This is a genomic window from uncultured Porticoccus sp., assembly GCF_963975625.1.
Classification (GTDB): domain Bacteria; phylum Pseudomonadota; class Gammaproteobacteria; order Pseudomonadales; family Porticoccaceae; genus Porticoccus.
Genome location: NZ_CAXBHS010000010.1, coordinates 117,845 through 131,120, shown reverse-complemented (window position 1 = coordinate 131,120; position 13,276 = coordinate 117,845). Strand labels below are relative to the sequence as shown.

General features: G+C 50.0%; 13 protein-coding genes and 1 pseudogene. All 14 read right to left on the bottom strand.

Features of this window, described 5'->3' with window-relative positions; translation table 11 throughout:
• Positions 1-46: 46 nt before the first annotated feature.
• The 14 genes and pseudogenes from der to iscR all read right to left on the bottom strand — a co-directional run bounded on the left by der (position 47) and on the right by iscR (position 13,175).
• Positions 47-1,438 (bottom strand): ribosome biogenesis GTPase Der, encoded by a 1,392-nt coding sequence (gene der, locus AACZ64_RS10450; protein ID WP_036860129.1) that lies wholly within the window; start codon positions 1,436-1,438, stop codon positions 47-49.
• 131 nt (positions 1,439-1,569) lie between these two features.
• The gene (bamB, locus tag AACZ64_RS10445; RefSeq protein WP_293615647.1) at positions 1,570-2,730 is read right to left on the bottom strand and encodes an outer membrane protein assembly factor BamB; all 1,161 of its coding nucleotides are present in this window, start codon (positions 2,728-2,730) and stop codon (positions 1,570-1,572) included.
• A complete protein-coding gene (locus AACZ64_RS10440) occupies positions 2,727-3,431 on the bottom strand; it encodes a tetratricopeptide repeat protein (RefSeq protein ID WP_293615646.1) in 705 nt (234 codons plus the stop codon). The genes bamB and AACZ64_RS10440 overlap by 4 nt, the downstream gene beginning before the upstream one ends.
• 2 nt (positions 3,432-3,433) lie before the next feature.
• A complete protein-coding gene (gene hisS / locus AACZ64_RS10435; protein ID WP_293615645.1) occupies positions 3,434-4,720 on the bottom strand; it encodes a histidine--tRNA ligase in 1,287 nt (428 codons plus the stop codon).
• On the bottom strand, positions 4,720-5,832 hold the full coding sequence (gene ispG, locus AACZ64_RS10430; RefSeq protein ID WP_293615644.1) for a flavodoxin-dependent (E)-4-hydroxy-3-methylbut-2-enyl-diphosphate synthase: 1,113 nt from the start codon (positions 5,830-5,832) through the stop codon (positions 4,720-4,722). The genes hisS and ispG overlap by 1 nt, the downstream gene beginning before the upstream one ends.
• A gap of 6 nt (positions 5,833-5,838) precedes the next feature.
• Positions 5,839-6,666, bottom strand: a complete 828-nt coding sequence (locus AACZ64_RS10425) for a RodZ domain-containing protein (protein WP_293615643.1) — start codon at positions 6,664-6,666, stop codon at positions 5,839-5,841.
• Positions 6,650-7,432 (bottom strand): type IV pilus biogenesis/stability protein PilW, encoded by a 783-nt coding sequence (pilW, locus tag AACZ64_RS10420; protein ID WP_293615642.1) that lies wholly within the window; start codon positions 7,430-7,432, stop codon positions 6,650-6,652. Before pilW ends, AACZ64_RS10425 begins: the two co-directional genes overlap by 17 nt.
• Before the next feature lie 34 nt (positions 7,433-7,466).
• Positions 7,467-8,633 (bottom strand): 23S rRNA (adenine(2503)-C(2))-methyltransferase RlmN, encoded by a 1,167-nt coding sequence (gene rlmN / locus AACZ64_RS10415; protein WP_293615641.1) that lies wholly within the window; start codon positions 8,631-8,633, stop codon positions 7,467-7,469.
• A 37-nt stretch (positions 8,634-8,670) separates the two neighbouring features.
• The gene (gene ndk / locus AACZ64_RS10410; RefSeq protein ID WP_293615640.1) at positions 8,671-9,096 is read right to left on the bottom strand and encodes a nucleoside-diphosphate kinase; all 426 of its coding nucleotides are present in this window, start codon (positions 9,094-9,096) and stop codon (positions 8,671-8,673) included.
• Positions 9,097-9,246: 150 nt separating this feature from the next.
• Positions 9,247-11,079, bottom strand: a complete 1,833-nt coding sequence (locus AACZ64_RS10405) for a bifunctional diguanylate cyclase/phosphodiesterase (RefSeq protein ID WP_293615639.1) — start codon at positions 11,077-11,079, stop codon at positions 9,247-9,249.
• A 38-nt stretch (positions 11,080-11,117) separates the two neighbouring features.
• On the bottom strand, positions 11,118-11,162 hold the full coding sequence (locus AACZ64_RS10400) for a hypothetical protein (protein WP_235189953.1): 45 nt from the start codon (positions 11,160-11,162) through the stop codon (positions 11,118-11,120).
• Between the two features lie 89 nt (positions 11,163-11,251).
• Positions 11,252-11,465 (bottom strand): annotated as a pseudogene (locus AACZ64_RS10395) (iron-sulfur cluster assembly scaffold protein); the annotation flags it as partial.
• A gap of 17 nt (positions 11,466-11,482) precedes the next feature.
• Positions 11,483-12,697, bottom strand: coding sequence for an IscS subfamily cysteine desulfurase (locus AACZ64_RS10390; protein ID WP_293615638.1), 1,215 nt, complete (start codon positions 12,695-12,697; stop codon positions 11,483-11,485).
• Positions 12,698-12,707: 10 nt separating this feature from the next.
• The gene (iscR, locus tag AACZ64_RS10385; protein WP_293615637.1) at positions 12,708-13,175 is read right to left on the bottom strand and encodes a Fe-S cluster assembly transcriptional regulator IscR; all 468 of its coding nucleotides are present in this window, start codon (positions 13,173-13,175) and stop codon (positions 12,708-12,710) included.
• Between the last annotated feature and the right edge of the window lie 101 nt (positions 13,176-13,276).

Sequence of the window (13,276 nt, the reverse complement as noted above, 5' to 3'; positions counted from 1 at the left end):
AGGCTGCAGCCTAATTGATAAGCAATGGTCACGGATGGGAAAACGATTATTTCTTCTTGACGTGTTTCATTAACCGTCTCTTTTTCGCTAACTGCCGAGTCGTTAGTTGGTTCTTTTTCCCCGCAAACGGATTTTCTCCCGAACGAAACTCAATCTTAATCGGTGTCCCTTGTAGGTCGAGGGCCTTGCGAAACGCTTTTTCCAAGTATCGAGCATAGTGACTGGGCACATCCGCTGTCTGGTTACCATGTATGACGATCAACGGAGGATTCTGTCCACCAGCATGTGCATATCGGAGTTTGATACGACGCCCTCTCACCAGGGGAGGCTGATGCTCAGTCACAGCATCCTGCAAAATCCGGGTTAGGCGGTTAGTACCCAACTTATCAGTTGCCGAAGCGTACGCCTTCTCGATGGATTTGTAGAGATGCCCGACACCAGTCCCGTGAAAAGCTGATATAAAATGAATATCCGCAAATTCGACAAACCTCAGGCGGCGTTGTAATTCTGTTTTGATTCTGGCCTTGGCATCAGCGTCCAAACCATCCCATTTGTTTACCGCCACCACTAATGCTCTGCCTGACTCAATCGCAGTGCCCATAAGATGCATGTCCTGATCGACAAGCCCCTCATGGGCATCAATCAGCAACACCACTACATTGGCATCTTCAATCGCTTGCAGGGTCTTTACGATGGAGAATTTCTCCACCGTCTGGGAAACATTTTTACGGCGTCGGATACCCGCAGTATCAATCAGCGTATAGGATTTTCCATCCCGCTCATAGTCGATATAAATGCTGTCGCGGGTGGTGCCAGGCAAATCAAAGACAATAACGCGATCCTCACCGAGCAAGCGGTTTACCAGGGTGGATTTACCCACATTGGGACGACCGACAACGGCAATCTTGATGCGCCGCTCTATATCGGCCTGGATCGGCTCCTCTAACTCGGGAAAAGGCTCCAGCACTGTTTCCATGAGATGCCTGACACCGCGCCCATGAGTAGCTGTGGTGGGAAAAACGTCCGAAAAACCCAGTTCGTAAAATTCAGCGATGGCGACGTCGGCATTCACCCCGTCAATCTTGTTCGCCACCAGATAGACCAGGCGACCTTTTTCACGAAGATAGGTGGCTAAACGCCGGTCAACGGGAGTCAGACCATCACGGCTGTCCACAATAAGTAACACCGCATCTGCTTCATCAACAGCCAACATCGACTGTGCCGCCATCGCCGTGTCAATACCCTCTTCTTCTCCTGTTATGCCGCCAGTATCAATTAACATATATCTGCGGCCGAACATTTCCCCTTCACCATATTTACGGTCTCGGGTTAATCCCGGGTAATTGGCAACAAGGGCATCGCGGGTTTTCGTCAGACGGTTAAAAAGCGTAGATTTTCCTACATTGGGCCGTCCAACCAGAGCAATTACCGGAATCATGTATTTATACCCATTGATGGTTTCTTAGCTCGGTGAATGGCTATTGGCAACACCAGCATACAACTGGCAGGCAAGGACTGCCTATGCAGAGATATCAAAGTATCAAACAGATCAGCTGTTCAATGGCGGTTTCAGTCAAACTGATAAGCGGTCAACCCGCCACCGTTATCTTGCACATAAAGTTTTTGTCCATCAGCAATCATGGGAGCAGTAACACCATCACCATCGACTTTAACCCGTGCAACAAATCGACCATCAGTTTGTGATAGCAGATGAAGGTAACCTTCTGCATCTGCCACTGCCAGATAGGCTTCAATGGTGACCGGGCTGTTTAACTTGCGTAAACTCAACTGATCATTACTCCAGAGTGTCTGTCCGCTATTACCTCTGATTGCACGTACTTCATCGTCTTTCTGCACTGAATACACCTGCCCAAGACCATAGGCTAGGTCATGAACTGAAGAAGAATTCTGGTACCAGATACCGCGTCCTGTGGCCTTTGCAATGGCACCAATTCGCCCCTGATAAGAAGAGGCATAGATCACCTCATCCACCAGCACAGCACGTCCATCAATATCGATCAGTCGCTCAAGCTCGGTTCGGCCCTGAGGAATGGCCAGCCGATTCTCCCAAAGGAGAGAACCGGACTCAGCTGCCAACGCCACAAGTTTGCCATTTGCGAACCCGGCTATCAGCATACCGTCTGACAGAATCGGGGGACTGGTGCCTCGCAGGGTTAAAATAGGGGAGTCAATTTCATACTGCCATCGCCTTTCACCATTGGAAGCGTGCAAGCCCACCAGCTTTCCATCATGGCTTTGCACGACGACGACAGCGTTATTCACTGCCGGAGCGGCCAAAACTTCACTCGTAACCCGAACACTCCAACGTTGTTCGCCGGTTTCGGTTTCCAACGCAAAGACATCACCATCTGTGCCCGCCACAACCAGCAGGTTACCGCCGAGGCCAACGCCTCCAGCCAGCGGTGAATCGATGCTTTTTTTCCAAATTTGCTTACCGGTGCCCGCATCAACGGCAACAACATTACCACTACTATCTGCAGCATAGATAACACCAGCTGCCAATACCGGACGAATCCCGCCGTTGATAGACGCATATTCACCCAAGGTGTTGGTCGACCACAGTTTGGTTATGTTTACTTCCTGCTCAAAAGCAACGAGTGCCGCCGGGCCGGTTTTTTCTGACGCATTACCGCCACTGCCGAGATTTTTTAAGGGGCCACAACCTGAAACCAGTAATGAGGCAAGAAAAAGGCATAACAGGTTTCTCATTTATTGTTCTCCGAGAAAGCACCCATCGAATCAGACTCGTTTTCTGAAGCCGGAGCCACATGCCTCAACTTGAGTTCGATAATGGAGCGGCTTTGGTCGTCATTTTGTGCAACAGACTGCAAAGCCTGCAGGTAAGCGCTGTGAGCCGAATCCTGATCATCTTTCATCAAATAAAAATCACCCCGCGCTTCGGCATAGGCACTGGCCATTGTTTTTGCATCCTCGATATTCAGCAGTTCTATGGCAGCATCTATATTTCCCCGGACAGCTTCAATACGCGCCAATCTCAACCCTATCACCAGTGACAGCCCCTCATCAGCTCCTTTATCTGCCCACTGTAGCTGCTCAGCAGCTGTTTCAAACTCACCATCCTCGACAGCCAGTCTGGCCAATAACATAGCGGCATAACGGGCATACTGTGTTCCTGAATAATCTTTTTTCAGCTGAACAGCCAGATCACCGATTTCGTCTTTTTGGCTATCGTTGAGGCGCTTACCAGGGTCAACCAGCGCTGTGTCCATCATTTGCTGATAGATAACGGAGGCGGCCTGCGCGGTTTTCTCGCTATAGCCTTTCCAGAATTCCCACCCGAAATAACCACCGGCAGCCAATACGACAACGACAATCGTGGAGAGACCATTTTCTTTAAACCAGCGTTTAAAACTTTCAAGCTGTTCCTCATCACTGAGATGTTCTGCCACAACTAGCTCCCGTTAACCAAAAAAATACGCTTTAAAAACGCCACTGCACTATCAATGGCAATGCTTTCCTGCGGTCTATCTTCGCGCAGAAATTTAACCGTAACGCAATCGTTGACCACTTCATCCTCACCGAGGATCAGGGCTACAAGAGCACTACTCTTGTCAGCTCTCTTCATTTGTGCCTTGAAACCACCGCCGCCACAGTGGTTAAGTAGGCGCAATTGTGGACACTGACTCCGCAGCTCTTCACCCAATTGAATGGCTTTACCCTGCACGTCACCCACTGCTACCAGATAGACGTCCAGTTGCCGGGCGATACTATCCGGCACCACACCAGCCGCGTCAAGCAACAATACCAACCGCTCCAGCCCCATGGCAAAACCGACGGCAGGGGTGTGTTTGCCTCCCAATTGTTCAACCAGACCATCATAACGGCCACCGGCACAGACGGCTCCCTGCGCCCCCAGCGCATCGGTAACCCACTCAAAGACCGTCTTGCCGTAGTAATCAAGTCCTCTGACCAGGCGACTATTTATCTGATAGGGCACGCCGGCCTGATTGAGCAATACCTGCAATTGCTGAAAATGGAGCAATGATTCGTCATCTAGGAAATCATCCAGAACGGGCGCGCCATCCAGGACTGTTTGAACTGCCGGGTTTTTACTGTCGAGAATCCGCATCGGGTTGCTGTGCAACCGTCGCTGACTGTCCTCATCGAGACTGTCCTTGTGTCGCGTCAGGTACTCGACCAGCGCATCGCGATAGCGCGCTCTTGATGCAGTTGTGCCGAGAGAGTTGATCTGCAGTGCAACCTGCTGGTCAATACCGAGCTGCTGCCAAAGTCGCCATGTCATAGCCAGCAACTCGGCATCAATATCGGGGCCATCGAGGCCAAATACTTCAACACCTATCTGGTGAAATTGTCGCAGACGGCCCTTTTGCGGGCGTTCATAACGGAACATCGGTCCCTGATACCAAAGCCGTTGAGTCTGATTATAAAGCAGGCCGTGCTGTTCACAGGCACGAACACAGCCTGCTGTGCCCTCAGGACGCAGGGTCAGACTCTCACCATTGCGATCATTAAAGGTATACATTTCCTTTTCGACAATGTCAGTCACCTCCCCTATGGAACGCTTGAACAGATCGGTTGATTCGATGACCGGAAAGCGAATTTCCCGGTAACCATATCGTGCCAGTAAATCCGCAACAGAGCGTTCGAGGTATTGCCAAACAGGTGACTCTTCGGGGAGCAGATCATTCATACCCCGAATGGATTGCATTTTTTTCATCAGGATTTCGCTATGAGATTTTCTTGTTGTGCTGCTTTGAGGGCAGCTTTGTTGCGAATTAAGTTTTCGAGCTCATCCACCAAATTGTTCTGGGAAAGCTTCTGGCTTGGCTTGCCATCGATATAAACCAGGTTATTGGGCGTACCTCCAGTCAGGCCCAAGTCAACTTCCTTTGCTTCTCCCGGGCCATTCACGATACAGCCGATAACAGCCACATCTATCGGAGTCGTAATATCTTCAAGGCGCAACTCCAATTCATTCATGGTTTTAATGACGTCAAAATTTTGTCGGGAACAGCTGGGGCAGGCTATAAAGTTAACCCCTTTGCTACGCAATCTGAGACTTTTCAGCATGTCCCAGCCCACCTTAACCTCTTCTACGGGATCGGCTGCAAGCGATACGCGAATGGTATCACCGATGCCATCCATCAAAAGCAAACCGAGGCCAATAGAGGATTTGACCGTTCCACCACGCAAGCCGCCCGCTTCAGTGATCCCCAAATGTAAGGGGTTATCAATCATAGTGGCAATTTTTCGATAGGCAGCCACCGCCATGAAAATATCTGAGGCTTTCAGGCTCAGCTTGAAGTTATGAAAATTGAGCTTGTCGAGAATCTCAACGTGTCTCATCGCGGACTCAACCAGTGCGTCTGGCGTCGGCTCACCGTATTTTTTTTGTAGATCTTTTTCCAGCGAGCCAGCATTGACACCAATCCGGATCGGAATATTCAGGTCCCGCGCTTTATCGACCACAGCCTGAACACGTTTTTCACGTCCTATGTTGCCCGGATTTATGCGTAGGCAGTCCACCCCGAGATCTGCCACTCTGAGGGCAATGCGATAATCGAAGTGAATATCGGCCACCAAAGGTACCGCAACCTGTTTGCGGATAGCACCAAACGCCTCTGCTGCTTCCATAGAGGGCACGGATACCCTGACAATGTCAGCACCTGCGGCAATCAGCCGATTGATCTGTGAGACCGTGGCCGTCACGTCAGTAGTTTCTGTATTGGTCATGCTTTGAATGGTTATAGGCGCATCACCGCCCACTGGCACATTGCCCACCATAATCTGACGTGATTTTCTTCTTACAATGGGTGACAGGGATTGCATAACTTTTCAATTTTCCAGATCAGAGTCAAGACCGACGCTAACAAAAGCCGTGTTATCTGCAGCGATATTGGATACCGGCACCACTTTCCCGCCGTAATGAATTTCCACGCCCTGCGCATAACCCAAGTTCACCTTAAAAGGTGCATCACCGGTTACCTCTAGCCGTGTTCCCGGTGGCTGGAGGTCAGCAAGCAAAAGATCACCAGAGGCATCGAACACCTCTACCCAGCTCTGCTGGGTGACATTTAGCGTCATCGTCTGAGGATTATCCTGCTTATCTACTGTATCGTCTGACTCTTTGACTTCCTGATCCATTATTGAGGCCATGGCCGGTTTCATACTCAGAACAGTGGATCTGGCTGAACCGAGCAATGGTTTGCCACTGTCAAAAAAAGGTAATTTAACTCTATCAGCCACTTGAATGACCAGCAGTAATGCAATCACAATCAAAATGGTCACCACCGCCAAGGGAAGGACATTTTTTAAGAAACGGCCGATTCTATTTGGTGCAGGCGGGAATTTTATGGCGGGCTCTCGCTGGTGAATACCCAAATCACTCATCGATTGTTCGAGGTTTACAAGCAAATCCTGATCGGGGAGACCCAGTAAGGCACAGTAGGTTTTGACGTAACCTTTGACGAAAAGAGGCGATGGCAAACGGTCAAAATCATCATTTTCCAACGCATTCAGAGTCGCCTTCGTTATACCCATTCCTCCGGTGACATCCTCGATACTTAGCCCGCGCTCCCTTCTGGTCCGACGCAGGATTTCCCCGGGCGAAGTTTTTTCCGGCACAGGTTGCTGCAATGGTTCCTCGCTAGGGTTTTTGCTCATTATTCAACCAGTTTTTGTATTGCTGATTCTCCCGTGAATCAGGATAAAGGTTCCTCAACGCCAGCCCCTGGCTAGCCTCTGCATCACTATTACCCAATTTATCCGCAAGCCTGACTCCCAGCCAAAGCCCCCGGGGAGTAGGGCTGTTTCTGGTACTGTTGTATTGATTTAACCGTTGCTGTGCCCGCTGATAGTCACCCCTTCTGAAAGCCAGATCAGCCAACTCGATATGCGCCAGAGACATTCGTGAATCCAGATCTAGCGCTTTCTCAAAAGCAGCTTCAGCCTCTGACACCTTGTTGAGCTGTAGCGCCGTCACACCAACCTTGAGAAAAAGTTCAGCTCGCCTGGGGTAACCGAGGTCCTCGGAGCCTTTCAGAAACTGATCATAGGCATCTTCGAAGCGATCCATGTTCAGCAGGAACATACCGTAATTATTGCGTCCCCGGGTAAATGTCGGGTCATAGCTCAGTGCCTTACGAAAATGACTCTCTGCTTCTTCAAATTCTTTTTCCTGTTGATACAACAATGCCCAGGCGTCGTGCACAGCAGGAGAACTACTGTCTACTTCCATCGCTTTATTGAGGTGAAAGCGGGTGCGCTCATGATCCCCCCTTGTCAAATACCCCATCGCGAGATCAAGACGATTTTCCAATACCCTCTGCTTATCGACATCGGTACCAGTTTTTGTCGTCGAACAACCAACGGAGAGCAACACGGCCAGCAGCCCGACAATAAAAAATACTGAGGACAATTTCCGCTTCATACGCATGACCTCTGTGGCCCACTAAACCTTATAATCAACCTATAAACCTCACGGGCACTACTTGCTGTTCTTGTTGATAGCGTTGACTACGGCGGGTCCTGTCGTTGACCGTACCGGCAAGCTGGCCACAGGCTGCCGCAATATCGTCTCCACGAGTCGTTCGGACAGTTACGGTATATCCCTCCTGATGAAGGATATCCCTGAAACGATTTAGCGCGGTGTTGGTCACTCGCCTGTAGGATGAACCGGTAAACGGGTTAAACGGAATCAGGTTGATTTTGCAGGGGATATCTTTCAGCAATAGGGCCAACTCCCGCGCATGCTCATCGCGATCATTTATCCGGTCCATCATCGTATATTCAATAGTAATCTTGCGGCGCACGTCAGGCATCTTGTCAAGGTAACGACGGGCGGAGTCAAGCAACATGGCAATCGGGTATTTTTTATTGATCGGTACTAACTGGTCGCGCAACGCATCGTTGGGTGCGTGAAGAGAAATAGCCAGCGAGACATCCGAAACATCGCCGAGCCGATCCAGTGCCGGAACGACACCTGATGTGCTCAAGGTCACCCGGCGCTTTGACAGTCCATAGGCATTGTCATGAAGCATCAGACCCATGGCGTCGACAACGTTCTCAAAGTTGAGTAGCGGCTCGCCCATACCCATCATGACGACATTACTCACCACCCGGTCTTTTCCGACACCCAGGGAATCAAAAGATTTGGCAGCTATCCAGACCTGCCCAATAATTTCTGCGGCCGTCAGATCTCGGTTAAATCCCTGTTTCCCGGTTGCACAAAAGCTGCAGTCCAGTGAACAGCCCACCTGAGATGAGACACAGAGCGTACCTCGATCCTTTTCCGGGATGAACACTGTTTCAATGCAGCTGCCACCAGTAACGCGAATCAGCCATTTTCGAGTGCCGTCTGTGGAATCCTGTTGGGAAACCACCTCCGGAGCGCGAATCTCGGCAACCTGCTTGAGCCTCTCGCGCAGGGGCTTAGACAGATTGGTCATCTGATCAAAGTCATCCACACCCAGCTGGTGTATCCACTTCAATATTTGCGAAGCACGGAAGGGTTTTTCTGCCAGCGTATTAACAAAAAAGTCTGACAATTTTTCAGCAGAAAGCCCCAGCAGATTGGTTTTCAACCCCTGGGGCTCAACGGCGGTATTGACGTCGGCAAGAATTAGGCTCATGGCTTATTCTGCACGGCGATACCGGAAATGACAGAAACTAGCGTGGGCAAATTTCACCATCATCAAAGAAATAGGAAATTTCACGGGCGGCTGAAGCCGGTGAATCTGAACCGTGCACAGCATTGGCGTCAATCGATTCGGCAAAGTCGGCACGAATAGTGCCAGCTGCCGCTTCTTTGGGATTCGTTGCTCCCATAAGATCGCGGTTAACGATCACAGCATTTTCGCCCTCAAGCACCTGGATCATGACAGGACCAGAGGTCATAAAACCCACCAAATCGGCATAAAACGGGCGCTCTTTGTGCTCCGCATAAAAGCCACCGGCTTTTTCTTCGGAAAGGTGCATCATTTTTGCTGCAACGACTTTCAGGCCGGCCTTTTCAAACCGTGAATAGATCTGACCAATAACATTTTTGCTCACTGCATCTGGCTTGATGATGGAAAGGGTGCGTTCTATAGCCATTTAGGGTCTCCAAAAGATGGCGGCAGGTAAAGAAGCGAAAGAAAGTCGCAAAATACGACCGTACATGTCTGCTTAAAAAGGCGCCATTTTACGCTTTGGTACAAAGGGTTACAAGAAAGAGCAAAAGTAAATTCCGATTCTTCTGGAAAGTCAGGCAGCCAGCAGTTTGGTAAAACGATCACAGGAAATAGGCATACTGAAGTGGGCACCCTGATAGGAATGGCAACCCAGCTCCCGAAGTATCTCAAGGGCTTCCGGTGTCTCGACCCCCTCCGCGGTAACTTTCAAACCATACTGCTTTGACACAGCCATGATAGCTTCCACAATACCCCGACTCTCGGGGTCGCGATGAATATTTCGGATAAACTCACGATCAATCTTCAGCTGGTCAAACGGCAGACGCTTCAGGTAAATCATGGAAGAGTAGCCAATACCGAAATCATCAATTGAAAACATGGAACCCAGCGATTTGATTGCCTCCATCTTGCGAATGGCCTCATCCACATCTTCAATGACCAGATTTTCCGTGACTTCGAAATTGAGGAAGCTTGGGTCTATGTTGTAACTGCTCATGCTGTGCTGGACGATATCCAGCAATTGGGGATCGCGAAACTGGCGTGGGCTGATATTGATGCCGAGCCGCATGTGGTCTTGCCAGATACCCTGATCAATAAAATTCCGGATGTACTCACAAGAGGTGCGAATAACCCACCGGCCTACGTCTACGATCAGACCGGAAGATTCAAGTACCGGAATAAACTCCGAAGGCATGTTGGTTATTTTATCCGAATTCATCCAGCGCAATAGCGCCTCACCACCCAGTAACTGTCCTGTCTCAACAGAAATTTGCGGCTGGATATAGAGCACAAACTCGTGGTTATCCATTGCCTTGCGCAATCGGGTATTCATGCCAATCTGCCGCTGCGCTTTCTCCGAAATGCAGGGATCAAAAAAAGCGATGCTGTTGCGGCCCTTGCGCTTCGCCTCGTACATGGCTGTATCGGCAAACTGGAGTACGCGCTCGGCACTGATGCCGCTGTCTGAAATAAGTGCAATACCGACACTGGCGGTCAGTATGACTTCATGGCCATCGAGAAACAGAGGGCTCGCAACCATTTCACCCAACTTTTCGGCCAACGACTGCGCACTCCAAGCGGCTTTTGACAAGTCATCAGACAGATGGGGAATAAAAAGCACGAACTCATCGCCGCTCATACGGGCAAGCACGTTACCCCCAGTAACAAGGCGAGATAACGTCTGACCAATCTTCTTGATCACCTGATCTCCCACAGCATTGCCCCAGGAATCATTAATATCCTTGAAGTGATCAAGGTCGACAATCATCAGGGCACCACATATCGGCTGACTGTCATGGAGGGCCAGATACCGGCTGATGGACTGAATCAGCAATTGTCGATTGGGCAAACCCGTAAGACTGTCATAATAGTGATCCCTGGCAGACTCCTCCCAGGGCTTAACGCCTGGATTGCTGACATCTTCATCATCGACGACAACATCAGCACCGTCATAAATATCACTGGCGGGCAATATCACATCAGGGGAGCTAACTTCGACATTTTCGAGTGATTCAGCACCGGCGACGAATCCCGGCTCACTGACAGAAGGTGAAGCAACATCGCAGGCCAATTCCTGAGTGTGCAGCATAACCACCAGTTCTCTATTGTCGTCACCCACATAAACAATACTGACAGCCACAGTTTCGGTACGACCGGGACATGACCAGTCCAGCTTTTCAGTACGGTTCCGCAAGGCTTTTTTCAGTTGCAACTTGAGATCGACAAGCGCGGTGGATTCGTCACCGGTAATGCTGTCCACTGAAGCGCCCACCAGCTGCTTGAGGTCGCAGCCCAAAAGGGCGAGTGCATGTTTGTTGGCATCGATACAGACGCCGTAAGCAAAGAAAAGGGTGCCGTAGGGAACTGATTCAACCAGTACTTTATAAAGCTCTTCTTTTGAGCTCATTAACACCCCTTGGTAGCATATTGAAGCTGTGGTTCATTCTAATCGAGTTCTTCAATCCATGCCATCTGGATGGCTTCAAGGATTTTTTCACCACAATGGGCCGGATCATCATCAAGGCAACGGTACTACCTGTCATGCATCAGGGCTTTGCCATCCTGCGCCAAGGCAGCACTGATATCTTCAAAGAGGCCATCGCTGAATCACATCCGCAGGTCTTGAATTTGACATCTTCGATGATTCCGAGATCATTCACCTGGATCTGCAAGCACATCACCACCAGCCGGGGCACCGACCATGCCGGCCCCGACATTACTGACTTTGTCGTCTAACTAGCCAACGTTGCGGGGATTTTCGTAATAGTCCAGAACTTTTTCGCTGTATGCCATGATTCAACTTCTCAACGTTAATGTGCGGCCCATTCGACCTGACTGAGATCGACACCGTCTTTAAACATATCCCAACGCGGGGATAACTCACGCAATTTGGTAACCGCCTCACGCACCTTGGCAATCGCATAATCAATTTCTTCAGCGGTCGTAAAGCGGCCAATGGAGAAGCGAATAGAGCTATGCGCCAACTCATCGTCAAGCCCCAGCGCGCGCAATACATAGGAGGGCTCCAGGCTCGCTGAAGTACAGGCAGATCCGGAAGAAACGGCCAGGTCTTTTAGCGCCATGATCAACGACTCCCCTTCGACAAAGGCAAAACTAACATTTAAGTTACCAGCGATGCGATGCCGCATGGAACCATTGAGATGCACCTCGTCCAGGTCACGAATGCCATCCCGAAGACGATTGCGCAGCGCTAGTACCCGTTTGTTTTCCTCGGCCATTTCTTCCCTGGCTATCCGAAAAGCTTCGCCCATACCGACAATCTGATGGGTAGGCAGCGTACCAGAACGCATGCCCCGCTCATGACCACCGCCGTGAGTTTGCGCCTCAATGCGCACACGCGGTTTCCGCCGGACATAAAGGGCACCGATCCCCTTTGGACCGTAAGTTTTATGGGCGGAAAACGCCATCAAATCCACTTTCATTGCCTGCAGATCAATCGGCTGCTTGCCGGTACTCTGGGCTGCATCCACATGAAAAAATACTCTCCGGTCACGACAGATCTCACCGATAGCAGCAATATCGTTAATCGTGCCAATCTCATTATTGACATGCATTAGCGAAACCAGCGTTGTATCTTCACGAATGGCATCGGCGACGACCTGAGGCTGAATAATACCGTCGGGATCAGGATCGAGATAAGTCACCTCTAAGCCCTCACGCTCCAACTGTCGACAAGTGTCCAAAACAGCCTTGTGTTCGATTTTTGAAGTAATAATATGCTTGCCCTTTTTCTGGTTGAAGTGGGCACAACCCTTAATCGCCAGGTTATCTGCCTCAGTGGCACCAGATGTCCAGATGATTTCCCGTGGATCAGCATTAACAAGCTCTGCCACTTGAGTCCTGGCTTCTTCAACCACCGCCTCTGCCTGCCAGCCAAAAGAGTGCGAGCGCGAGGCCGGATTGCCAAAGATACCGTCATTGGTAAGGCACCCAGACATCTTGGCAGCTACCCGTGGATCAACCGGTGTGGTAGCAGAATAATCAAGATATATAGGCAATTTCATGCAAAGACTCCTAGACTTTTGCGCAGCCTGAATTGGCATCGGCCTGATCGTTCTGGCGCAACATGACAACTTGCACTTCCTGCTGATGCACCAGGCTATCCAGAGAAATGCCGCTGAGGAAACGATGAATTTGACGGCTCAAATCGTCCCAGAGGTGATGGGTCAAACATATATCACCGTTGTGGCAATTACCCTTGCCACTACAACTGGTCGCATCAATCGACTCATTCACAGCATCAATAATTTCGGCAACACTGATGGCATCACTGCTTCGGGCCAGACAATAACCGCCACCGGGGCCACGAACACTATTCACCAGATTGTTCTGACGCAATTTGGCAAACAATTGCTCCAAATAGGAAAGCGAAATTTCCTGCCGATGGGAAATGTCCGCCAGGCTAATTGGCCCACATTCGTTATTTAACGCCAAATCCAGCATGGCAGTGACCGCGTATCGACCACGAGTTGTCAGCCGCATAATGTTTTTCCCGCAATGACGAATTAAAAATCCAAGTGGGGCTATTATGTAAAAACCAAGTATTTTAATCAACTAAATAACATACTAATTTAGTAGGTTAT